Here is a 23,272-nt window from a genome sequence, read left to right on the forward strand (position 1 = left end):
TGAGCATCATCGGGACGCCGGCGGCGAGCCGTCCGGCAAAGCAGACCCCGCTTGCCGCGGGGATGGATATGCGTCGGGCAAGCCCGCGTCGCGATGCGACGGGGCTCGCCGTGTCGGAGAGGCAGGCCGGCCTCCCCGTTGCGCTGCGGTCAGACGATGATCTGCTGGTTCGCGAGCAGGGTCTCCAGGTTGGTCGTCACGTTGTTCAGCGTGACGAGGGTTTCGGAACCGAACGCCGTCCCGGCGCCGTCGCGGTCGATACTGATCACCGTATCGGCGCCGACGTTCGTCACCGACAGGAACTGCCCGATCGTGTCGCCCGCATCGATCGTGGGCACGCCGTCCACGTAGTGCGCGGGGCCGTCCGCATCGGCCGTGTAACCGACCAGCAGCTTCGACAGATCGATCTTGTCGCCGCTCGTATCGTTCGGGCCGCTGGCCAGCTGGAAGTCGGTGATGACGTCCTGGCCGTTGCCGCCGGTGTTGTCCGCGCCGACGACTTCCCACAGGAACACGTCGGTGCCGGCGCCGCCCGTCAGCGTGTCGTTACCGGCGCCGCCGATCAGGATGTCGTTGCCGTTGCCGCCGTTGAGCGTGTCGTTGCCGGCACCGCCGCGCAGCAGGTCGTTGCCGTCGCCGCCGTTCAGCACGTCGTCGCCGCCGTAGCCGTACAGGCGGTCGTTGCCGGACGTGCCGGTGACGGTGTCGCTGCCCGACGTACCCTCGATGATCGACGTCGACTGCGTCGAGCCGAGCAGGTTCGCATTCAGCAACTGACCGGCCGTGGCCGACGCCGACAGGCCCGTCTTGTCGGTCGCGGAGATCGTCACGCTGTCGAGCGCGCTGATACTGATCAGCCCGCCGTTCAGCGTGATCGAACCGAGAAACTCGTTGAGCTTCAGGTTGTCGATCGTGCCGCCGTCGGCCGCCGTGATCGTCAGGTCGGACGACGGCCCGATCAAGCCGAGGATCCCGGGGTTGTTGACGACGTTGAAGTGCAGCCCCAACTCGTTCGCCAGCGCCTGGTTCGCGTTGAACTGCAGCGCGCCGAGGCCGATCAATCCGCCGTAGTGCAGCGTCACGTGATCGAGGTTGTTGTTGTAGTCCGATGCGGAGAACGCCTGCTGCGTGCTGAAATCGATCAGGTTGAGCAGATTCGCGCCGATGATCCCGAGCAGGTTCCCCGACGACTGCGCCGATACGACCGGTGCGACGTTCGGATCGATCGTGAAGAGCTGCGAGGTCGTCGGGCCGAGGTTGCCCGCCGCATCGACGACGCGCACCGTCGCCGTGTAGTCGGCCGCGGACAACACGCCCTGCGTATACCAGGTCCAGTTCGTGCCGCTGACGGTCGCGTTGGTCCAGTGTGCGCCGCCGTCGAGGCTGACCTGGACGACCTCGCCCGCGCCGAGCGCCGCGTTCAGCGTGCCGCCCAACGTTGGGGTCGTGTCGCCGGTGATCCAGTCGTTGGGCACGCCGGTGTTGTCGGTCAGGGTCGTGAGCGTGGCCGTCGCGGTCGGGGCGGTCGTATCGACCGTGACCGCGAACGACGCGCTCGGCGCGCTGACGTTGCCTGCCGTGTCCGTTGCGGTGACGGTCAGGCTGTGTGCGCCTTCACCCAGGCCGGTGGTCGGCGTGAACGTCCAGTTTCCGGACGGGTCTGCCGTCGTCGTGCCCAGCAGCAGCGTGCCGTCATAGACGCTCACCGTGCTGCCTGCTTCTGCCGTGCCGGCAAGCGTCGGGGTCGTGTCGTCCGTCGTAGCACCAGTCGTCAGCAGGCCGGTGATCGAACCGATGTCGTCCGTGACGGTGGCGATGATCGGTGCGGCCGGCGCCGTCAGGTCTGCAACCGTTACCGATGCGGACGGGCCGGTGTTGCCTGCCGCGTCGGTGGCCGTCACACCGATCACCGTGCCAATCGGCAGCGGGGTCGATGGCGTGTACGTCCATGCACCGCTCGGATCGGCCGTCACGGTGGCGTCCGGCGTGCCGTCGCCGTTCGTGTCGATGTTGACCGTTGCGCCCGCCTCGGCAGTGCCCGACAGCGATGTACCGTCCGTCGCGTTCACCGTCGGAATCGCCGGCGCCGTCGTGTCCACCGTCAGGTTGAATGCCGTGCTCGGCGCGCTGACGTTGCCTGCGGTGTCCGTTGCGGTGACGGTCAGGCTGTGTGCACCTTCACCCAGTGCCGTGGTCGGCGTGAACGTCCAGTTTCCAGACGGATCCGCCGTCGTCGTGCCCAGCAGCGTCGTGCCGTCATAGACGCTCACCGTGCTGCCCGCTTCTGCCGTGCCAGCAAGAGTAGGCGTTGCGTCATCCGTACTGCCGCCGGAAACGATCGCGCCAACAACGGAACCCACATCGTCCGTGATGCTAACCACGACCGGTGCCGCAGGCGCCGTCGTGTCGCCCGTCACCGTCACCGATGCAGACGGACCCGTATTGCCTGCCGCGTCGGTGGCCGTCACGCCAATCACCGTGCCGACCGGCAGCGGGGTTGACGGGGTGTACGTCCACGCGCCGCTCGGGTCCGCCGTCACGGTGGCATCCGGCGTGCCGTCGCCGTTCGTATCGATATTGACCGTTGCGCCTGCTTCGGCCGTGCCCGACAGCGACGTTCCGTCCGTCGCGTTCACCGTCGGAATCGCCGGGGCTGTCGTATCGACTGTGATCGCGAACGATGCGCTCGGAGCACTCACGTTGCCTGCCGTATCCGTTGCAGTCACCGTGATCGCATGTGCACCCTCTCCCAAACCCGTGCTCGGCGTGAAGGTCCAGTTTCCGGAGGGGTCCGCTGTTGTGGTACCCAGCAGCGTCGTGCCGTCGTAGACACTCACCGTGCTGCCCGCTTCCGCCGTGCCAGCAAGCGTAGGCGTTGCGTCATCAGTACTGGCGCCGGATACGATCGCACCAAGAACGGAACCCACATCGTCCGTCACGGTGCCGATGATCGGTGCCGCAGGCGCCGTCGTGTCGCCCGTCACCGTTACCGATGCGGACGGACCCGTATTGCCCGCTGCATCGGTGACCGTCACGCCGATCACCGTGCCGACCGGCAGCGGGGTCGACGGCGTATATGTCCATGCGCCGCTCGGGTCGGCCGTCACGGTTGCATCCGGCGTGCCGTCGCCGTTCGTATCGATATTGACCGTTGCGCCTGCTTCGGCCGTGCCCGACAGCGACGTTCCGTCCGTCGCGTTCACCGTCGGAATCGCCGGGGCTGTCGTATCGACTGTGATCGCGAACGATGCGCTCGGAGCACTCACGTTGCCTGCCGTATCCGTTGCAGTCACCGTGATCGCATGTGCACCCTCTCCCAAACCCGTGCTCGGCGTGAAGGTCCAGTTTCCGGAGGGGTCCGCTGTTGTGGTACCCAGCAGCGTCGTGCCGTCGTAGACGCTCACCGTGCTGCCGGCTTCTGCCGTACCGCTCAATGTCGGCGTCGCATCATCAGTGGTACCACCAGAGACGATCGCACCAACAACGGAACCCACATCGTCCGTCACGGTGCCGATGATCGGTGCCGCAGGCGCCGTCGTGTCGCCCGTCACCGTCACCGATGCAGACGGACCCGTATTGCCTGCCGCGTCAGTGGCCGTCACGCCGATCACCGTGCCAACCGGCAACGGAGTCGATGGCGTGTACGTCCACGCGCCGCTCGGATCGGCCGTCACCGTCGCGTCCGGCGTGCCGTCGCCATTCGTGTCGATGTTGACCGTTGCGCCTGCCTCGGCCGTGCCCGACAGCGACGTACCATCTGTTGCGTTCACCGTCGGAATCGCCGGCGCCGTCGTGTCGACCGTCAGGTTGAATGCCGTGCTCGGCGCGCTGACGTTGCCTGCGGTGTCCGTTGCGGTGACGCTCAGGCTGTGCGCGCCTTCACCCAGCGCCGTGGTCGGCGTGAACGTCCAGTTTCCGGATGGGTCTGCCGTCGTGGTGCCCAGCAGCGTCGTGCCGTCATAGACGCTCACCGTGCTGCCGGCTTCTGCCGTACCGCTCAATGTCGGTGTCGCATCATCAGTAGCACCACCAGAAGTAATCGCACCAACAACGGAACCCACGTCGTCCGTGACACTAACGACGACCGGTGCCGCAGGCGCCGTCGTGTCGCCCGTCACCGTCACCGATGCAGACGGACCCGTATTGCCTGCTGCGTCGGTGACCGTCACACCAATCACCGTCCCAACCGGCAGCGGGGTCGACGGGGTGTACGTCCACGCGCCGCTCGGATCGGCCGTCACCGTCGCGTCCGGCGTGCCGTCGCCATTCGTGTCGATGTTGACCGTTGCGCCTGCCTCGGCCGTGCCCGACAGCGACGTACCATCTGTTGCGTTCACCGTCGGAGTCGCCGGCGCCGTCGTGTCGACCGTCAGGTTGAATGCCGTGCTCGGCGCGCTGACGTTGCCTGCGGTGTCCGTTGCGGTGACGCTCAGGCTGTGTGCACCTTCACCCAGTGCCGTGCTCGGCGTGAACGTCCAGTTTCCGGATGGGTCTGCCGTCGTGGTGCCCAGCAATGTCGTGCCGTCATAGACGCTCACCGTGCTGCCTGCTTCCGCCGTGCCAGCAAGAGTAGGCGTTGCGTCATCAGTACTGGCGCCGGATACGATCGCGCCAACAACGGAACCCACGTCGTCCGTGACGCTAACAACGACCGGTGCCGCAGGCGCCGTCGTGTCGCCCGTCACCGTCACCGATGCAGACGGACCCGTATTGCCTGCTGCGTCGGTGGCCGTCACGCCGATCACCGTGCCGACCGGCAGCGGGGTCGACGGCGTGTACGTCCACGCGCCGCTCGGATCGGCCGTCACCGTCGCGTCCGGCGTGCCGTCGCCATTCGTGTCGATGTTGACCGTTGCGCCTGCCTCGGCCGTGCCCGACAGCGACGTACCGTCCGTTGCGTTCACCGTCGGAATCGCCGGCGCCGTCGTGTCGACCGTCAGGTTGAATGCCGTGCTCGGCGCGCTGACGTTGCCTGCGGTGTCCGTTGCGGTGACGCTCAGGCTGTGTGCACCTTCACCCAGTGCCGTGCTCGGCGTGAACGTCCAGTTTCCAGACGGATCCGCCGTCGTCGTGCCCAGCAACGTCGCGCCGTCATAGACGCTCACCGTGCTGCCTGCTTCCGCCGTGCCAGCAAGAGTAGGCGTTGCGTCATCAGTACTGGCGCCGGATACGATCGCGCCAACAACGGAACCCACGTCGTCCGTGACGCTAACAACGACCGGTGCCGCAGGCGCCGTCGTGTCGCCCGTCACCGTCACCGATGCAGACGGACCCGTATTGCCTGCCGCGTCGGTGGCCGTCACGCCGATCACCGTGCCAACCGGCAACGGAGTCGATGGCGTGTACGTCCACGCGCCGCTCGGATCGGCCGTCACCGTCGCGTCCGGCGTGCCGTCGCCATTCGTGTCGATGTTGACCGTTGCGCCTGCCTCGGCCGTGCCCGACAGCGACGTACCGTCCGTTGCGTTCACCGTCGGAATCGCCGGCGCCGTCGTGTCGACCGTCAGGTTGAATGCCGTGCTCGGCGCGCTGACGTTGCCTGCGGTGTCCGTTGCGGTGACGCTCAGGCTGTGCGCGCCTTCGCCCAGCGCCGTGGTCGGCGTGAACGTCCAGTTTCCGGATGGGTCTGCCGTCGTGGTGCCCAGCAATGTCGTGCCGTCGTACACATTGATCGTGCTACCCGCTTCTGCCGTGCCAGCGAGTGTCGGCGTCGTGTCGTCCGTCGTTGCGCCAGTCGTCAGCAGGCCGGCAACCGAACCCACGTCGTCCGTGACGCTAACAACGACTGGTGCCGCAGGTGCCGTCACGTCACCCGTCACCGTTACCGATGCAGACGGACCCGTATTGCCTGCCGCGTCGGTGGCCGTCACCCCAATCACCGTGCCGACCGGCAGCGGGGTCGACGGCGTGTACGTCCATGCGCCGCTCGGATCGGCCGTCACCGTGGCATCCGGTGTACCGTCGCCGTTCGTGTCGATGTTGACCGTTGCGCCCGCCTCGGCAGTGCCCGACAGCGACGTACCGTCCGTCGCGTTCACTGTCGGAATCGCCGGCGCCGTCGTATCGATCGTCAAGTCAAAGGCCGCACTCGGCGCGCTCACGTTGCCCGCAGTGTCCGTTGCAGTCACCGTGATCGAGTGTGCGCCCTCTCCCAAACCCGAGCTCGGCGTGAACGTCCAGTTTCCCGACGGGTCTGCCGTCGTGGTACCTAGCAGTGTCGTGCCGTCATAGACGCTCACCGTGCTACCTGCTTCTGCCGTGCCAGCAAGAGTAGGCGTTGCGTCATCCGTACTACCGCCTGAAACGATCGCGCCAACAACGGAACCCACATCGTCCGTGATGCTAACCACGACCGGTGCCGCAGGCGCCGTCGTGTCGCCCGTCACCGTCACCGATGCAGACGGACCCGTATTGCCTGCTGCGTCGGTGACCGTCACACCAATCACCGTCCCAACCGGCAGCGGGGTCGACGGGGTGTACGTCCACGCACCGCTCGGATCGGCCGTCACGGTGGCATCCGGTGTGCCATCGCCGTTCGTGTCGATGTTGACCGTTGCGCCCGCTTCCGCCGTGCCCGACAGCGATGTACCGTCCGTTGCGTTCACCGTCGGAATCGCCGGGGCTGTCGTATCGACTGTGATCGCGAACGATGCGCTCGGAGCACTCACGTTGCCTGCCGTATCCGTTGCAGTCACCGTGATCGCATGTGCACCCTCTCCCAAACCCGTGCTCGGCGTGAAGGTCCAGTTTCCGGAGGGGTCCGCTGTTGTGGTACCCAGCAGCGTCGTGCCGTCGTAGACACTCACCGTGCTGCCCGCTTCCGCCGTGCCAGCAAGCGTAGGCGTTGCGTCATCAGTACTGGCGCCGGATACGATCGCACCAAGAACGGAACCCACATCGTCCGTCACGGTACCGATGACCGGTGCCGCAGGCGCGGTCGTGTCACCCGCCACCGTTACCGAAGCCGACGGCCCCGTGTTGCCTGCCGCATCTGTAACCGTCACCCCAATCACCGTGCCAACCGGCAGCGGGGTCGACGGCGTATACGTCCATGCACCGCTCGGATCGGCCGTCACAGTGGCGTCCGGCGTACCGTCGCCATTCGTGTCGATGTTGACCGTCGCGCCCGCTTCCGCCGTCCCCGACAGCGACGTACCGTCCGTCGCGTTCACCGTCGGCGCCGCCGGCGCTGTCGTATCGATCGTCAAGCCGAATGCCGCGCTCGGCGCGCTCACGTTGCCCGCCGTATCCGTTGCAGTCACCGTGATCGAGTGCGCGCCCTCTCCCAAACCCGTGCTCGGCGTGAACGTCCACTTCCCGGACGAATCCGCCGTCGTCGTCCCCAGCAGCGTCGTGCCGTCATAGACGCTCACCCTGCTACCCGCTTCCGCCGTACCGCTCAACGTCGGCGTCGTATCGTTCGTCGCACCGCCGATCGCAACCGGATGTTGCGCATCGTCGTTGACGGCCGTAATCGCAGGCGCTTCCGGCACGACCGTATCCACCACGATCCCGACCGTGCCCAGCTCGCTCGTATTGCCGCTACTGTCGGTCTGCGTCACGGTGATCTGATGGGCGCCGTCGGGCAACGTACCGGGCGTGTACGACCAGTGCCCGTTCGCGTCCGCGGTCACCGTACCGACCGTCTGACCATCGATCTGGATCGTCACCGTCGCGTTCGGCTGAGCACCCGAACCCGCGATCGTCGGCGACGCGCGCCCCGTGACGACATTGCCGTTGCCGCCAACCGACTGCCCATCGATCGAGTCGATCGTCGGTCGCGCCGGTCCGGTCGGCGTTCCGCCGCCGCTACCGCTACTGCCACCATCCCCGCCGCCGCCGCTGGCCGCGGCCGCCGCAATGCCGCCGGCCGCGGCGACGCCGCCGAGTATTCCGAGCAGGGCACCGGTCGACAACCCGTCGCCGATCGGCGCATAGACGAGCGCCGAATCGACGATTCCGTCGCCGGTCGCCTGCAATCCGGGGCCGAACTGCACGAGAAACCGCCCGTCGTCCTGGACGAAGACGAGATTGTGATAATCCGCGCCGTTTTCGAAGAACGCCTGCACGCGCACCGTTCGGCCGTCCTTGAATTCGACGATCAGGTCGTTCCCGGAACGCGCGTAGTTGGCCACGTCCTCCTTGTGAGCCGACAGCAGGAAATTGGCTGGACCACCGGGCGACGCGACGACCTGCGAACCATTGGCGACCGGAACATCGACGTGATTGCTCAATACCGACGAGGAAACCATTGCCCGACTCCTTGTAGATAGGGATGACAAACCTGGCCCGTCGCCGACGGGCAAACGTTCAACCAAACGGGCGCGACGGGGCACGACGCGATTTCGCGCCGCTGCGAATCGGGTATCCGGCTCGCGCGGGACGCAACGAGCCGCTAGCCCACCCGAGGCGGTCTATAACGGAAAAGGAAGAAAGGAGCCGGGGCTGCTATGGAATCAGGGGCGAGTCCAGACGGCCGGAACAGCCGTTCGCCCTACGTGCCAGGCAATGGCCCGACACGGCGCGCCACCCCGCCGGACGTAAGTGTCTGATGGCCCTCGTGCCGCGGATTTTCTCCGTACGGCGATTTTTTGTTTGATATTGGATCTGCATCTCTACCGCCCTCGCCATATTAGTTATTTCCTTTTATCGCGAATAACCAACGATTCGCTTGATCAGAGCGAATTGTCGCGGTGCACCATTACTCTCTTTTATGTTACCGCTCGTGCCTGCATTTAGATTACACCGGTCTTTCACGTACATCATTGCACTCCGTTGGAGCTTTTACAAATATTTTCAGTCTTTCGCGCATATATTTTTCTCTCATCATAAAAAGATGAACAATTTGCAGGATTGATTCGACGAATTCGTTGCCAAGACAATGATTCATCGCGACAGGGTTATCTCGAAAAGCCCGGCCCGCTTGGGCCCGTGCCCACTTCAGCGGAAGGAAAGCAAGAGCAGATTTCGGTATGCAACTGTATTGAGATCGCGCATCCTGATGCATCGCATCCACCTATAAACCTCGTCGGCAAAAAGGATTTTCCGGAAACCTAGAGACATCCCCGGCATCTCCGAACCCGACACCTATTTCTGCCGAGCACTGGCATCCAATTCAGCCTTCGCCGTAACGATATTCATTCACACCGAAAACCAGCCTCCCCAAACCGACCCAGCGAATCCGAAAAGGAAATAAATAACGAGGTTTTGGCGGAATTGAATCCTCGCTACAAATAATCGACGCGCATGCGGTCCGCGCACCGGCCATCGCCGGCATCGCGCCGACACGCGTGCGTGGACGGCGGTCCTGAATTACCATCGTGCATCCTCACGCGGCGGGCTTGGCCGTCGTCGGTTCAAGCCCGATATCCCGGATCAATCGATCGTGCTCGCTCTCGTCATCGTCGCCGGCCTGTGGGCCGGCCTCCAGAACGCCCTCGCGGGCGGCGGTTCGTTCGTCACGCTGCCCGCGTTGATCGTGTCGGGAATGTCGCCGCTCGCGGCCAACATCACGTCGACGGTCGCACTGTTCCCCGGCCAGGTCACCACGGGCTGGGCCAGCCGGAACATGGTGAGCGGCGTGGGCAAGCTGCCGTTTCGCGCACTGTTCACGATCAGCGTGGCCGGCGGCGCGCTCGGCGGCCTGCTGCTGCTGAAAACGCCGTCGTCGATCTTCTCGCAGTTGGTGCCGTGGCTCGTGCTGTTCGCGACGATCGTGTTCGCATGGGGCAGTTTCTTCCGCAAACCGGACACTGGCGCGCAACATCTCGGCCCCGTCGCGACCGGGGTCGCGCAGTTCCTGATCGCGGTCTACGGCGGCTACTTCGGCGGCGGCATCGGGTTCCTGATGATGGCCGCGCTGACGATGGCCGGCCTGCCGCCTCGCCGCGCGATGTCGACCAAGAACGCGCTGGCGGGCGTGATGAACGCGTCGGCGGTCGTGCTGTTCCTCACGTCGCCGCACCTGCACTGGCGCGCGGCGATCGCGCTCGGCGGCGGCGCGATCGTCGGCGGCCTGCTCGGCGCGTGGGCGCTGCATCGCGTGAACGAACGCGTGCTGCGGATCGCGATCGTCTGCATCGGCGCGCTGCTGACCGTCGGGTTGTTCGTCAAACCGATCTGAGCCCACGCTCGTCCCTGCCGCGATCGCGGCAATTGATGAGCAAACCGCAAGACGTCTTTCGCATATCTCGTTTGCCGTCGCGACGGTGCCCGACCACAATCCGGGTTGTCGCGATCGTCGCCCTCTCGCGGGCGCTGACCGGCACACCGCGGCCGTCATTTCGATTCACCGCCGGCGGTCCGGCACATCGCGTCACCCCACGCTCCCTCGACATCGGCGCCCGTGCGGCAGAACGCTTGCCGACGCGCCGTCCGATACGTTCCCGGCCAACAATAACTAGAGGTAGGAGATGCAGCACAACTCGTTGAGGCAAAGCCTCAAGCAACGGCACATCACGATGATCGCGCTCGGTGGCGTGATCGGCGCGGGCCTGTTCGTCGGCTCCGGCGCGATCATCGCAACGGCCGGCCCCGCGGCGATCCTGTCGTACCTGATCGGCGGCGTGATCGTCACGCTGGTCATGTTCATGCTCGGCGAAATGGCGTCCCGCAATCCCGACAGCGGCTCGTTCTCCACGTACGCGAGCAGCTATCTCGGCGAATGGGCCGGCTTCGCGGTCGGCTGGCTGTACTGGTTCAAATCGATGATGACGATCACCGTCGAAGCGATCCTGCTCGGCGCGATCCTCCACGATTTCCTGCCGTGGCTGCCTGTGTGGGGCGGCGCGCTGTTCATGCTCGTCACGCTGATCGCGAGCAACGCCTACTCGGTGCGCTCGTTCGGCGAAGCCGAATACTGGCTGTCGTTCGCGAAGGTCGCGACGATCGTCGTCTTCATGGCGCTCGGCGCATCGATCCTGCTCGGCTTCCAGCCGCGCATTCCCGCACCGGGGCTCGTGAACCTAACCGATCACGGCGGCTTCATGCCGAACGGCATCTCGCCCGTGCTCGCCGGCGTGATGGTGGTGATCTTCTCGCTCGGCGGCAGCGAGATCGCGGCCGTGGCCGCGGGCGAATCGGAAAACCCGCGCAGGAACGTGATCCGCGCGATCAAGAGCGTGATCGTGCGCGTGATGGTGTTCTACGTCGGCTCGGTGTCGATCCTGATCCTGTGCATGCCGTGGACCGACAAGGTCAACCTGAAATCGCCGTACGTGTCGCTGTTCGGCATGGCGGGCTTCACGGCGGCGGCCGTCGCGATGAAGATCGTGCTGTTCGTGTCGTTCATGTCCGTGATGAACTCGTTCCTGTTCTCGAACTCGCGCATGCTGTTCTCGCTGAGCCAGCGCGGCCACGCGCCGGCGATGTTCGGCCGCACCAACGCGAAGGGTGTGCCGATGAACGCGCTCGTGCTGTGCCTCGCCATCTGCGTGTCGATCCTCGGGATTCACTTCGTGAGCGGCGGCGATCTGTTCCTGATGCTCGCGAAGAGCAGCGGCGCGTTCGTGATGATCGTGTGGATCTTCATCGTCGTCGCGCACTTCGCGATGCGCCGGCAGACGCGGCACGAGCAACGCGACCCGACGGCGTTCCGCGCGTGGTTCTATCCGGTGTCGAACTGGGTCGCGCTGCTGGCGCTCGTCGCCGTGCTGGGGTCGCAGGCGTTCAATCCGGATTCGCGCTTCCAGTTCTGGTTCACGGTGCTGACGGCGCTCGCGATCGTCGCGGCGTACTTCTTGCGGCGCAAGCAGCCGTCATTCGGGCAGGCAGCCGGCGCGAAGAGCCGCTGACGAGCGGGACGCCGACCGGCGCGCGCGTTCCGTTCAGCCGAACGGCCGCACGCCGATCAGCGGGCCGTGCAGGAACAGCGCGAACACGGCCCAGGCGACGAGCCCGGCGGCAACAGCCGCGACGTCGCCGGCCAGTCGGCCGGCCGGATAGCGGACACCGTCGCGGCGATCCCGCGCACGCGACACGACAAAATCGACGATCGACCACACGAAGAACGCACCGAACAGCACGACCGCGTGCACGGTGCCGTTCACGAGCAGGTGCGCCACCGCCCAGACCATCACGCCGGCCAGCATCGGATGCCCGACGAGCGTCTTGATCCGGTTGCGCGGCACATACGACGCGGCGATCAGCACGAACGCGACCGCGGTCAGCATGCCCGTCAGGTGGCGCACGCCGAGCGGCGACACCCACAGCAACGTCGCGCCCGTGCGGGCGATTCCGTACCCCCAGATGATCAACGCGAAGCCGACGATCGACGCGATCGCGTAACCGCCCTTCCAGCCCCGCTCGCCGATCCGCTCGATCATCGCGGACCGCCAGCCGTCGGCGAAGATCCGGATCGAATGCACACCGAGGAAGATCGCTAAACCGAGAATCAGGACGAGCATCGGCTGTCTCCGTCTGGAATGATGAGTGGGGAAGCGTTCCGCGCGGCGTCCGGTGCGCCGTTCGCGGGGCCGGCGGCGAGGCCGGCGCAGGTCGCGCGAGGCACGGGCGCAACCCGCGCCGATCATAAACGCCGGGGCCGTCGTTGTGAAGCCTGCACGATGTGCGGTGCGTCAAGCTCGGTGCGTGCGTGCGCCGGGTCGTGCGGGTATGCCCGAAAGAAAGGAAAACGAAAAATCGCGCGGCTGTCGCGCCGCGCGGTCGGTACTACGTCTGCTTGCGCTTCGCCGCAGGCTTCGCGGCCTGCGCCCGTGACGATTTCAAGGCCGGTTCCGCTTTCCGCGCCGACGCCGGCTTCGATGCGGATTTCGCCGCTGGACCGGACACCTTTTTCGACGCCGGTTTCGATGCGGGCTTCGCTGCAGCTTTCGGCGCGGCTTTCGCTCCTGCCGCGGATACCGTCTTCGACGCCCCCCTCGCCTTGCGCTTCGGCGGCCCGGCCAGCAGCGCCGCGCGATACGCGCTGCGGCACCAGTCGAACAGCGCGCCCGCATCCTCGAGCACGTCGGCCGGTGTCTCGTAATAGCCCTCGAGAGAGACGGTGCGCGTGGGCCGCGCATACGAGAACGGCCCCATCCCCGCCGCGACGAACGCCGGGCGGTTCACATCGTCGACGCGCAGGAACAGCGACCCGCGCGACATGAAGCCGAACATCACGCCGTCGAGCCGCAAGGCCACACCGCTGAAGAACCGTGCGACGGCGACCGTACCGAGCGGCGCAAGCTGATACGCGATTTCCTCGCCGTGTGCCTTCTCCGCCTGCCAGCTCATGCGGACGCCTCGCAGCGCTGCGTCCACGCATCGAGCTCGGCCGCGTCGAAACCGACGGCCGCCGCGCTCTCGCGAATCTGCCGCCACGTCGCGCGGTCGACCGGAATGCCGGCCGTGCCGCGTACGGCGCGGCTCGCCTCTTCCGGCTCGCCGGGCACCTGCACCGGTGCATCGCCGGCTCGCGGCGACGCCTTCGCCCATGCGACGAAGGCATCGGCTTCGCGTTCGGCGTCGGCCGCGTCGAACGCTTGCGGATCGATCAGCACCGACAGCATCCCGTTGACGATCGCGCTCGTCTTCTGCAGCGTATCGCCGTACGTCGTATGCCCGCCCACGAGTGCGCCGCCGAAGATCTCGCACATCGCCGCGAGCGCATACCCCTTGTGCAGCCCGAACGGGAGCAACGCGCCGAACGGCTGCTCGTGCATCACGGCCGGGTCGTCGGTCGGCTGGCCGCGATGGTCGATCAGCGCGCCGGCCGGCACGCGCTTACCCTGGTTGTAAGCGACGCGCGTCTTGCCGTACGCGATCGCGCTCGTCGCGAAATCGAGCAACAGCGGCGGCTTGCCCGCCCGCGGATACGCGGCGCAGAACGGGTTCGTGCCGAAACGCGGATCGGTGCCGTGCAGCGGCGCGACCAGCAGGTCGCCCGGCACGTTGACGAAATGGAACGACACGAGCCCCGAGCGCGCGCATTGCTCGGCCCAGTGCCCGATGCGGCCGAGGTGATGGACGTCGCGCAGTCCGATCGCGCAAATGCCCATGCGCCGTGCGCGCTCGATCCCTTCGACCATCGCCTCGAACGCGATCACCTGGCCGAAACCGCGGCCGCCGTCGATCGTCAGCACCGCGCCGCCGTCGCGGACGATCGACGCGTGCCCGTTCAGTTGCAACTGCCCTTCCCGCCACGACGCGACGTAGTTCGGGATCATCCCGACGCCGTGCGAATCGTGGCCCGCGAGATTCGCGCCGACCAGGTGATCGGCGACGAGCGTCGCCTCGCGCGGGTGGCTGCCGGCCCGTTCCCAGAGTGCCGCGACGAACGCATGCAGCGGTTCGGCGCGCATGCGCAGCGGTTCGGTATCGGGCGTCGGCAGTGCGGTCATCGGCAACACTCCATCAAGTCGGTTCGGGTCGGGCAATCGACACGTCGGATATCGCGACGATCAGCGCGCGGTCGCGATCACGTCGGCCACGGCCGCCGTGAGCTTCTTCGCGTACGGCACGTGCAGGAACTCGTTCGGGCCGTGCGCGTTCGACTTCGGGCCGAGCACGCCGCACACCATGAATTGCGCTGCGGGGAAGCCCTCCTGCAGCACGTTCATCAGCGGGATCGTGCCGCCCAGGCCCATGTACGCGCAGTCGGCGCCGAAGTGGCGGCGCGACGCGGCGTCGAGCGACGATGCGAGCCACGGCGCGAGATCCGGCGCGCTCCAGCCGGTCGCGGCGCCCGCGTCCGGCTTGAACGTGACCTTCGCGTTGTACGGCGGATCGAGTTCGAGCAATGCCTTCAGCTGCTGCACGGCCTGCGCGGCGTCGACGAGCGGCGGCAGCCGCAGCGACAGCTTGAACGCGGTGCGCGGGCGCAGCACGTTGCCCGCATCGGCGAGCGCCGGCATGCCGGCCGCCCCGGTCACCGACAGCGACGGGCGCCACGTCGAATTCAGCAGCGCCTCGCGCGGATCGGTCGTGGTCGGCAGCACGGGTTTGCCGTCCGCGCCGCACGCCCACGGCAGCCCCTTCCATACCGTATCGCCGAGAATCGCGGCGGCCGCTTCGGCTTCGCGCACGCGGCTCGACGGAATCTCGCAATGAAACGCGCCCGGCAGCAGGTTGCCGTTCTTCGCGTCTTCGAGACGTTCGAACAACTGGCGCATCACGCGGAAGCTCGACGGCGCGATGCCGCCGTAGACGCCCGAATGGACGCCTTCTTCCAGCACCTCGACCTGCAGGTCGCCGGACACGAGGCCGCGCAGCGACGTGGTCAGCCACATCTGGTCGTAGTTGCCGGCGCCCGAATCGAGGCACACGACGAGCGATACCTGGCCGAGCCGGTCGCGCAATGCGTCGACGTACGGCAGCAGGTCGTAGCTGCCCGACTCCTCGCAGGTCTCGATCAGACCGACGCAGCGCGGCCGCTCGATGCCCTGCTCGTCGAGCGCGCCGAGCGCCGCGAGGCTCGCGTAGATCGCATAGCCGTCGTCCGCGCCGCCGCGGCCGTACAGCTTGCCGTTCTCGAACTTCGGCGTCCACGGGCCGAGATCCGCGCGCCAGCCGTCGAATTCGGGCTGCTTGTCGAGGTGGCCGTACAGCAGGATCGTGTCGGTGCTGCCCGAACGCGTCGCGGGCGTCTCGAAGAAAATCACCGGCGTGCGGCCGGGCAAGCGCACGATCTCGAGCTTCAGGCCCTTCACGGGCTGCCGTTCGGCCCACTGCGCGGCGTCGGTGACGACGCGCTCGAGATAACCGCGCTTCGCCCAGTCGGGGTCGAATGCGGGGCTCTTCGCCGGAATCGCGATGTAGTCGGTCAGGGCGTGGAGGATTTCATCGTTCCACTTGCGCTCGATGAAGGTCACGAGCTTGTCATGGTCGAGGACGGGGGTGGTGTCGACGGAGGTCATGGTGGGGATGCCTGGATAGGGCTGACGAAAATCCAGATCATACGCCGATGCTCCCCTGCCGGCGCCCCCTTCCGCGCCGTTCAGACCGCCTTCGGAAACGCGTCGCGCAGGCCGGCCGCGCAGGCGAGCGAACCGAGCCCGCCGGCTTCGCACACGGCAATCGCGCGGGCTCGACGAGCCGGCCATCGGCGCCTGGATCGACGACGAACGGGAAGGCGGCATCGGCCTCTTTTATCGGAATGCGTATCCGTCGCCACCGGTTGCGCTTTTCATCGTCGCGCAGCAAGCGCTCCCGCCCGGCGCCTGCTACGTGCCGCCGCGGTCCATCCCGCGCCGGTACGCGGCCGGGCTCGTCGCCGCGACGCGCCGGAAATGCCGGCGCAGCGATTCCTCGGATCCGAACCCCGCGCGCGCCGCGACCTGCGCCAGCGGCAACGCGGGCTGCGCTTCGAGCATGTCCTTCGCGACGTTCACGCGTTCGCGGATCAGCCACGCGAGCGGCGACATCCCCGTCGCGTCCGCGAACCGACGCTGCAACGTGCGCGTGCTCATCGCGGCCTGCGCGGCGAGCGATGCCAGCGTGTGCGGCTCGGCCGCATGCGCGCGCATCCAGTCGATCAGCTTCGCGAGCCGGTCGGTGCCGCCCGGTGCGACCGGACGCGGCACGAACTGCGCCTGCCCGCCGTCGCGATGCGGCGGCAGCACGAGGCGCTGCGCGACGCGGTTCGCGATCGCGCCGCCATGATCGCGGCGCACGAGATGCAGCAGCATGTCGAGCCCCGCCGCCGAGCCCGCCGACGTGACGACCTGCCCTTCGTCGACGTACAGCGCATCCGGATTCACGCGCAGCGCCGGATAACGCGCCTGCAGGCGTTGCGCATACCGCCAATGCGTCGTCACGGTGAGGCCGTCGAGCACGCCGGCCGCCGCCAGCACGAATACGCCCGAACAGATCGAGCAGAGCCGGGCGCCGCGCCGGTGCGCGGCCCGCAGCTTCTTCAGCAACGGCTCGGGCGGCAGCTCGTCCGGATCGCGCCAGCCCGGAATCACGATCGTATCCGCGCGATCGAGCGTCGCGAGCCGGTAAGGCGCGGCAACGGTAATGCCGCCCGCCGCGCGCACGGGCCCCGGCTCGCTCGCGCATACCGCGAAGCGATACCAGTCGACGCCCAGCTCGGGGCGCTCGAGCGCGAACAGTTCGACCACGCAGCCGAATTCGAACGTGCAGAGGCGATCGTAGGCGAGTGCGACGACGAGATGATTGTGCATGGCGCGATGTTACCGGAACTTGTCGATCGCGCCACTGCCGCGACGTGCGCCGAACCGCGATACTGCCCTCCATTGCGGCGCGTTCCGTGCCCGTTCAACCAGGAGAGCCTCACCATGTCCTACGTCACCGACGTCCCCGCCGCCGACAGTCTCGCCGCCCTCGCACATTTCGAGGCATCGCTGCGCTTCGAGACCGATTGCTGGGACGTGCACGACGCACTGGCGTCCGGCGCACCCGATTTCGTGCTGCTCGACGTGCGCGGCCCCGAGCAGTTCGCCGCCGGCCACGTGCCCGGCGCGCGCAACCTGCCGCACCGCAAGATCGTCGAAAGCAAGCTCGCCGGTTACCCGACCGGCACGCTTTTCGTCGTCTATTGCGCGGGGCCGCACTGCAACGGCGCCGCACGTGCGGCGATCCGGCTCGCGCGCCTCGGCCGCCCGGTCAAGCTGATGATCGGCGGCGTGACGGGCTGGCTCGACGAAGGTTTCGCGCTGAGCAACGAAGTGCAGCCGGCGGACGCCGAAGCCGCCTGATCGTCACCGAAAGCGCAACAATCAATTGCCGGCACATAAACGGAAAAAGCGCGACAATCAGCCTCATTGCAGTTCGGACGGAGCAGCACCATGCATGATGCAGTCCTGATTCAAGTGGCCGGTTCAGTCGCAGCGATCGCGCTCTATTTCCTGCCGGCCGTCATTGCGGACCGGCGCGCCCGGCACGACAAGCTGACGATCGCGATGTTCAACGCACTGTTCGGGTGGACGGGCATCGGCTGGCTGATGACGCTGTACTGGGCGTGCCAGCCGAACCCGCGCACCGACGTCGCGCAGACGATCCTCGCGAAGCGCCGCGGCGTCAGCATGCGGACCTTCTCGACCGGCCTCGTCGAACGCGTGCAACGCCGCGTCGCCGCCCAGGAGCAATGGGCGGAAAAGCAAGGTTGCCGTTGAGCCCTTCTTTCCCCTTCACGTTATCGCGTCGAACTTCGGCATCCTGACGTTGGTCGACGCGCGGTAATCCCACTTCAGCGCATCGCGCGGCGGCCAGCCGCCCGCGCGCAAGCGCGCCGCGAACGCCCCCGCCGTCACCGCCCGTGCGATCCGCTCGCCCGGACACCCGTGCGGCCCCGTGCCGAAGCCGAAATTCGGCCCCGTCGTGCGGCCGGGCATCAGCCGGTGCGGATCGCGATGCACGGCTGGATCGCGGTTCGCCGCCGCCAGCACGACGAGGATCGCATCGCCGGCCTCGACGCTCACGCCTTCGATCGTCGTGCGCGCCGCGACGAAGCGGCGCGTGTTCTGCACCGGCGAATCGAAACGCCCGACCTCGGCGACGAATGCGTCGAGCGCGGCGGCGTCCGGCATCGCGCCTGCTTCGCCATTCCATGCCACGAGGGCATTGCCGAGCCATGCGGCGGTCGCCTCGCACGTCTGCGACAGCAATCCGACGAGATTCGCGACCCGCGCGCCGCTCGCCTGCCAGCCCGACGCCCGTGCCGCCTGCTGCACGGCGGCGACCAGCGTGCCGTCCTCCGCATGCGACTGCGCGACGCGTTCCGTCATCCGGTCGAGCAGTTGCCGCGCAGCGTCGCTCGCGCGCGCCAGCGCCGCAGCATCCGACAGCGGCGACAGCGCGGCGACGAACTCGACGACCCGCGCCGCGATGTCGTCGAGCTGCGTTTCGTCGAAGCCGAGCAGATCGGCGACCGCGCACACCGGCACCGTCATGCACCATGCGTTCAGCGCGTCGGCATCGCCCGGCGCCGGCAGTCGCCGCGCGGCAAGCGCCTCGGCGCGATCGCGCAGCGCATCCGTGTCGATCGGCGCGAACGCCGCGCGCAACGCCTGCTTCGGCACATCGTGTCGCGACGCGCCGTCGTTCATGCGCACCAGCTCGCCGAACAACGCGCCGGCCGTCGTGCCGCGCAATGCGGGCGGCACCGGCGCGTCCAGCGGGCGCACACGGCAGGCCGGATCGCCGAGCACGGCCGTCACGGCCGCCGCGCGGCTCGCGACCCACAGGCCGAGCGTGGCGTCGAACGCGAGCGGCGGCCCGTCGACGAGCGCTGCGTAATAGGGATAGGGATCGCGGTGCGTGACCGCTGCAATGGGATCGATCGGGTTCATGCGTCCAGTATCGGCGCAGCGCGCCGTCGCATGTTTCGGGGTGACGTGAAATGTCGTCGCACGGACGCCGCGCGCCGCGGCATCGCAGCGGCCGGCCGGCGTCAGGCCGCCGACCGGTCGCGGTGCGACTGCATGCGCAGTCGTACCCGCCCGGCCGAAATCGCGCGCGGCTCGGGCACCACCGTGTCGTGATGGAACATTTCCTGCCGGAACTCGCCGCTTTCGTCGAACCACTGGCAGATCAACCAGTCGCCGTCGTCGAACACGACCGGCCCGGCATACGTGACGGTCATGCGCGGCCCGCCCGTTTTCAGCGTCACGACGTCGCCCACGCGAAACCTGACGCGGTGATTTTCTCGGATCGTCATCGCTCTCTCAGCTTTTTATATATTGAATATATTGATATTCCCGGCGGCCCACTCACCGGTCATTGGAACGTGCCGCAGATTATCAATCAAATAATCATCCGGCAACTCCCGCGCACGGCAACGCGCTGAGCGGGAACCTGCAACAATGCGCGGGATCGTCGCGCATGACGACCCGCCGAGCGTCAGCGCCCGCGCGGCTTGCACGCCGATTGCGACCGATCGAACGGAATGCGGAGAATAGACGACGATTTTTGCGCCGTCACCGACGATTAATTCCGACGCGAAACCGGTTGATTATTGTCAATCAATGCCACGCCGTAAACGATTCCATTTTTTATTGGGGCTCATTCGTCGAACGAAATCGGCGAATTATCCGGTGCAGCAAACCAGCGGTTGATATCGCGCCCCGGTACGGCCGTCCGGGTAAAGGTGAACGTGCCGTCGCGCCTCATCTCCGTCGCCGCGCGCAGGAATGCGCCGAGCGCGGCCCGCGCCAGCGCGCCGCCGACGCTGACGCGCTTCACGCCGAGCGCCGCCAGCTCGTCGACGCTCAGCAACCCGCCCTGCAGACCCATGACGACATTGACGGGCGCGCCGACCGCCCGGGTCACCGCCGCGATCTCGTCGGCGTCGGTGATGCCGGGCGCATACAGCACGTCGGCGCCGGCGTCGCGATAGGCGACCAGCCGCGCGATCGTGTCGTCGAGGTCGCGCCGCCCGTGCAGGTAGTTTTCGCAGCGCGCGGTCAACGTGAACGGAAACGGCAGCGCACGCGCCGCGTCGACGGCCGCCGCGATCCGCTCCACCGACGCGTCGCGCGCGTAGATCGGCGTATCGGCGCGGCCGGTCGCGTCCTCGATCGAGCCGCCGACCGCGCCCGCCTCGGCCGCCAGCCGGATCGTTTCGGCCACCGTGTCGGGGGCGTCGCCGAAGCCGTTCTCGAGATCGGCGCTCACGGGCAGGCCGCCCGCGGCGACGAGATCGGCGATGTGAGCGAGCATCGCGTCGCGGTCGATCGCGTTGTCGGGTCGCCCTTTCGAAAACGCGTAGCCGGCGCTCGTCGTGGCGAGCGCCTCGAAACCGGCCATCGCGAGCAGGCGCGCGGTGCCGGCGTCCCACGGGTTCGGGATGATGAACGCGCCGGGGCGCGTGTGCAGCGCGCGGAAGGCTTCGGCGTGGCGGGCTTGCAGGTCGGAACGGGTCATCGCGAACTCCGGGGAAGGTGTTGACGAGTGAGCATACGCCGGTCGTGCACGCGACGTTTCAGCGTTCGCCGAAATGTCGTCGCGCAACAGGACAAACGCGCCGATGCCGAATGCAGGCCGCCACGCACGGCCGCCCGCGTCGGTTCACGTCGATGCGGACAGCCCGACGTCGACGCCGAGCAACACGTCGGTGACCGCCTCGGAGAACCGCATCGCGCGACCGTCGATCAGCACGCCATCCGGATTCGACGGATCGCGCACCGCCGGCGGCACGCCGTGCGCGACCAGCACGCGCGCGCACGCTTCCCAGTCGGGATCGCCGACGCCCTCCGGCTCGTTGACGGACGCCCAAGACAACGTACCGAGCGCATCGCTGCCGAAGCCGTGCAGGTCGCGCCAGCTTGCGCCGTGCGCGAGCAGGAACGCCAGCAGTTCGGCATCGCCGCGGAACACCGCGTGGTTCAGCGCACTCGCGTCCCAGTCGCCGCCGCGCGCGGCGATCGGCCAGCCCAGTTCGACCATCACCTTCACCGCATCGCGCGAACCCCACGCGGCGGCGTCCGGCAGCAGCCGCAGCCGGTCGTCGGACAGTGCGCCCGGCAGCTCGGGACGACGCGCCTGGATACGGCGCGCGTCGTCGGCATCGGCGCGCGCGCAGGCCGCCACGAACGCGTCGTGTGCGTCGAGCGCCTCCTCCGCGCCGGCCGCACGCAACAGCGCCGCGACGTCGGACAACCCGGTCTGCATCGCGAGCCGGTACGCGCTCACGCCCGCGGCGGTCCGCGCGCGGGGATCGGCGCCGGCCGCCAGCAGCGCGGCGACATGGCGCGCCGTGCAACGCACGGCGATCGCGCGCAGCAACGGCGCACCCCACATCTTCGTCGGCCCGTCGCCGGCCGGCTCGTTCGGGTCGCCGCCATGCGCGAGCAGGCACTCGAGCGCGGCAGCGTCCGGCACGTCGAGCGCCCGCCGCAACGCATTCGTCCCGCTCACCCGTGCGCCGTGCTCGAGCAGCAGGCGCGTGCATGCCGGGTTCTCCACCGAGTGATACAGCGATTCGCCGTCGTTCGGATCGGCGCCGGCTTCCAGCAGCATCGCGGTGAGCGCCGGATCGCGATTGACGCCGGCGGCGCCATACAGCGCCGACAGCGGCGCCGACTCGTCGGGCTCCGCAAGCGAGGCCGGCGGCGTCCGGTTGCCGATCCGCTGGTTCGGATCGGCGCCCGCGTCGAGCAGATAGCGCGCGCACGTACGCAGCCGGGCCGCGAATTCGGGAAGCTGGCCGAGCTGCGAATGCGTGACGGCGACGAGCGGCGGCAACTTCAGCGCACCGCCGGCGCGCGCGATCCAGCCGGGATCGGCGGCCAGCGCCGCCTTCACCGCGTCGAGATCGCCCGACGCGCACGCGACCGCCGGGTCCGCCGATACGAGATCGGGACGATCGCGCAGCAATTGCGCGGCGACGCGCGGCCGGGCCGCGTCGGAGCCGCCGGTCACGTCGGCGCCGTACGCGAGGTCGAGCCAGCGGCGAATCAACGACGACCGCGGTTGCCGCGCGAGCGCATGCGTTTCGACGAACACGCCGAGATCGGCCCATGAAGCAAAACCGTACTCGCGCGCGATGCAGGACTGCGCGTCGTGCAGGCGGAGCCCGAGCGCGAGCGTTTGGTCATGCGTGCGATTCGCGGCCGCCGGCAGGGACCGGACGAAGCGCGCGACGGCCTCGGCGTCGCCCTGCCGGTACAGGCGCAACAACGCCTTGGCCTGCTTTTTCAGATGATCGGGATGGGCGTTGGAAGGCAGCTTTTTCATGCGGATCCTCGTGCGTGGATGGCCGAAGGTCCGCAATACCGCCAGCACAAAGGATGGGGGAAGACTGGATTTGCAGCGACAGGTGGGTTGAACCCTTTCCGCGGACCCGGAAGCGACCTGCATCGCTGGCCGGTATCGTAGGCGACGGCCGCCGGCGTCGTCAATCGTGCGGCGCGGCGCCGCTCAGCCCGCGAGTTTCTTCGTCAGAAAGATGCGGGTGTGCCCGACCGGGTAATCGTGGAGTTCGCCGAAGCGGACATAGCCGCGCTTCTCGTAGAACGGCCGCGCCTGGAAGTCGAACGTGTCGAGCCACGCACCGTGGCAGCCGCGCGCGACGGCCTCCTGTTCGGCCAGATCCATGATGCGCGTGCCGGCGCCTTGGCCGCGCGCGGCCTCGGGCACCACGAGCAGGTCGACATGCAGCCAGCCGAACGCCGTGCCGCCCCACAGGCCGCCGACCACCGCGCCGGTCTCGTCGGTCACGATCACGGCCAGCGGCCGGGAGTCGACCGGGCCGGCCTGGCTTTCGTTGAAGCGGATGAGCGGCGCGACGATCTGCTTGCGCACCTCCGGGTCGCCCGCATCGGTCACGGCATAGGTCAACGTCATCGGTTGCGTGGGGTCGTGGATGAAAGTG

Annotated in this window: 15 protein-coding genes and 1 pseudogene; 4 read left to right on the forward strand and 12 right to left on the reverse strand. The window is 67.7% G+C overall.

What is annotated here, in order from left to right:
* Positions 1-149 precede the first annotated feature (149 nt).
* Complete coding sequence (gene adhA, locus WS54_RS09450) at positions 150-8,252, reverse strand: cable pilus-associated adhesin AdhA (RefSeq protein ID WP_108041820.1); 8,103 nt, start codon at positions 8,250-8,252, stop codon at positions 150-152.
* 1,133 nt (positions 8,253-9,385) lie between these two features.
* Here adhA and WS54_RS09455 point away from each other — a divergent pair.
* Both WS54_RS09455 and WS54_RS09465 read left to right on the forward strand, forming a co-directional pair.
* Positions 9,386-10,123, forward strand: coding sequence for a sulfite exporter TauE/SafE family protein (locus tag WS54_RS09455; RefSeq protein ID WP_059785994.1), 738 nt, complete (start codon positions 9,386-9,388; stop codon positions 10,121-10,123).
* Positions 10,124-10,412: 289 nt separating this feature from the next.
* A complete protein-coding gene (locus WS54_RS09465; RefSeq protein ID WP_059785996.1) occupies positions 10,413-11,792 on the forward strand; it encodes an amino acid permease in 1,380 nt (459 codons plus the stop codon).
* Between the two features lie 33 nt (positions 11,793-11,825).
* On the opposite strand, the gene WS54_RS09470 is transcribed toward WS54_RS09465, so the two are convergent.
* The 6 genes and pseudogenes from WS54_RS09470 to ftrA form a co-directional block, all read right to left on the reverse strand.
* A complete protein-coding gene (locus WS54_RS09470) occupies positions 11,826-12,404 on the reverse strand; it encodes an NnrU family protein (RefSeq protein WP_059785999.1) in 579 nt (192 codons plus the stop codon).
* Between the two features lie 265 nt (positions 12,405-12,669).
* On the reverse strand, positions 12,670-13,233 hold the full coding sequence (locus tag WS54_RS09475; protein WP_059786206.1) for a TfoX/Sxy family protein: 564 nt from the start codon (positions 13,231-13,233) through the stop codon (positions 12,670-12,672).
* Positions 13,230-14,339, reverse strand: a complete 1,110-nt coding sequence (locus WS54_RS09480; RefSeq protein WP_059786001.1) for a malate/lactate/ureidoglycolate dehydrogenase — start codon at positions 14,337-14,339, stop codon at positions 13,230-13,232. The genes WS54_RS09475 and WS54_RS09480 overlap by 4 nt, the downstream gene beginning before the upstream one ends.
* Positions 14,340-14,399: 60 nt before the next feature.
* Positions 14,400-15,854: a M20 family metallopeptidase gene (locus WS54_RS09485; protein ID WP_034204382.1), complete on the reverse strand. Its 1,455-nt coding sequence runs from the start codon at positions 15,852-15,854 to the stop codon at positions 14,400-14,402.
* A 113-nt stretch (positions 15,855-15,967) separates the two neighbouring features.
* Positions 15,968-16,076, reverse strand: a pseudogene (locus WS54_RS34435) (2-nitropropane dioxygenase); the annotation flags it as partial.
* 84 nt (positions 16,077-16,160) lie between these two features.
* The gene (gene ftrA / locus WS54_RS09490; RefSeq protein WP_059786004.1) at positions 16,161-17,123 is read right to left on the reverse strand and encodes a transcriptional regulator FtrA; all 963 of its coding nucleotides are present in this window, start codon (positions 17,121-17,123) and stop codon (positions 16,161-16,163) included.
* A gap of 114 nt (positions 17,124-17,237) precedes the next feature.
* On the opposite strand from ftrA, the gene WS54_RS09495 reads away from it, so the two are divergent.
* Both WS54_RS09495 and WS54_RS09500 read left to right on the forward strand, forming a co-directional pair.
* A complete protein-coding gene (locus WS54_RS09495; RefSeq protein ID WP_059786005.1) occupies positions 17,238-17,657 on the forward strand; it encodes a rhodanese-like domain-containing protein in 420 nt (139 codons plus the stop codon).
* A gap of 90 nt (positions 17,658-17,747) precedes the next feature.
* A complete protein-coding gene (locus WS54_RS09500; protein WP_034204379.1) occupies positions 17,748-18,074 on the forward strand; it encodes a superinfection immunity protein in 327 nt (108 codons plus the stop codon).
* Between the two features lie 15 nt (positions 18,075-18,089).
* On the opposite strand, the gene WS54_RS09505 is transcribed toward WS54_RS09500, so the two are convergent.
* The 5 genes from WS54_RS09505 to WS54_RS09525 form a co-directional block, all read right to left on the reverse strand.
* Positions 18,090-19,250 carry a cytochrome P450 gene (locus WS54_RS09505; protein ID WP_059786008.1) on the reverse strand — a complete coding sequence of 387 codons (1,161 nt, stop codon included), beginning with the start codon at positions 19,248-19,250 and terminating at the stop codon, positions 18,090-18,092.
* Between the two features lie 101 nt (positions 19,251-19,351).
* Positions 19,352-19,618, reverse strand: a complete 267-nt coding sequence (locus WS54_RS09510; protein ID WP_034204377.1) for a YodC family protein — start codon at positions 19,616-19,618, stop codon at positions 19,352-19,354.
* Between the two features lie 344 nt (positions 19,619-19,962).
* Positions 19,963-20,823, reverse strand: coding sequence for an isocitrate lyase/PEP mutase family protein (locus WS54_RS09515; RefSeq protein ID WP_059786010.1), 861 nt, complete (start codon positions 20,821-20,823; stop codon positions 19,963-19,965).
* A gap of 144 nt (positions 20,824-20,967) precedes the next feature.
* A complete protein-coding gene (locus WS54_RS09520) occupies positions 20,968-22,635 on the reverse strand; it encodes an ankyrin repeat domain-containing protein (protein ID WP_059786013.1) in 1,668 nt (555 codons plus the stop codon).
* A gap of 183 nt (positions 22,636-22,818) precedes the next feature.
* Positions 22,819-23,244: a GNAT family N-acetyltransferase gene (locus WS54_RS09525; RefSeq protein WP_034204374.1), complete on the reverse strand. Its 426-nt coding sequence runs from the start codon at positions 23,242-23,244 to the stop codon at positions 22,819-22,821.
* Positions 23,245-23,272 lie beyond the last annotated feature (28 nt).

The sequence above is a fragment of the Burkholderia sp. NRF60-BP8 genome, from assembly GCF_001522585.2.
GTDB lineage: Bacteria > Pseudomonadota > Gammaproteobacteria > Burkholderiales > Burkholderiaceae > Burkholderia.

Bases quoted from the DNA above. Each gene is read 5' to 3' on its own strand.
- WS54_RS09470 (WP_059785999.1), bottom strand. From the start codon at position 12,404: ATGCTCGTCCTGATTCTCGGTTTAGCGATCTTCCTCGGTGTGCATTCG.
- WS54_RS09480 (WP_059786001.1), bottom strand. From the start codon at position 14,339: ATGACCGCACTGCCGACGCCCGATACCGAACCGCTGCGCATGCGCGCC.
- WS54_RS09495 (WP_059786005.1), top strand. From the start codon at position 17,238: ATGTCCTACGTCACCGACGTCCCCGCCGCCGACAGTCTCGCCGCCCTC.
- WS54_RS09525 (WP_034204374.1), bottom strand. From the start codon at position 23,244: ATGACGTTGACCTATGCCGTGACCGATGCGGGCGACCCGGAGGTGCGC.
- WS54_RS09475 (WP_059786206.1), bottom strand. From the start codon at position 13,233: ATGAGCTGGCAGGCGGAGAAGGCACACGGCGAGGAAATCGCGTATCAG.
- WS54_RS09510 (WP_034204377.1), bottom strand. From the start codon at position 19,618: ATGACGATCCGAGAAAATCACCGCGTCAGGTTTCGCGTGGGCGACGTC.
- WS54_RS09505 (WP_059786008.1), bottom strand. From the start codon at position 19,250: ATGAACCCGATCGATCCCATTGCAGCGGTCACGCACCGCGATCCCTAT.
- adhA (WP_108041820.1), bottom strand. From the start codon at position 8,252: ATGGTTTCCTCGTCGGTATTGAGCAATCACGTCGATGTTCCGGTCGCC.
- WS54_RS09500 (WP_034204379.1), top strand. From the start codon at position 17,748: ATGCATGATGCAGTCCTGATTCAAGTGGCCGGTTCAGTCGCAGCGATC.
- WS54_RS09520 (WP_059786013.1), bottom strand. From the start codon at position 22,635: ATGAAAAAGCTGCCTTCCAACGCCCATCCCGATCATCTGAAAAAGCAG.
- ftrA (WP_059786004.1), bottom strand. From the start codon at position 17,123: ATGCACAATCATCTCGTCGTCGCACTCGCCTACGATCGCCTCTGCACG.
- WS54_RS09465 (WP_059785996.1), top strand. From the start codon at position 10,413: ATGCAGCACAACTCGTTGAGGCAAAGCCTCAAGCAACGGCACATCACG.
- WS54_RS09515 (WP_059786010.1), bottom strand. From the start codon at position 20,823: ATGACCCGTTCCGACCTGCAAGCCCGCCACGCCGAAGCCTTCCGCGCG.
- WS54_RS09485 (WP_034204382.1), bottom strand. From the start codon at position 15,854: ATGACCTCCGTCGACACCACCCCCGTCCTCGACCATGACAAGCTCGTG.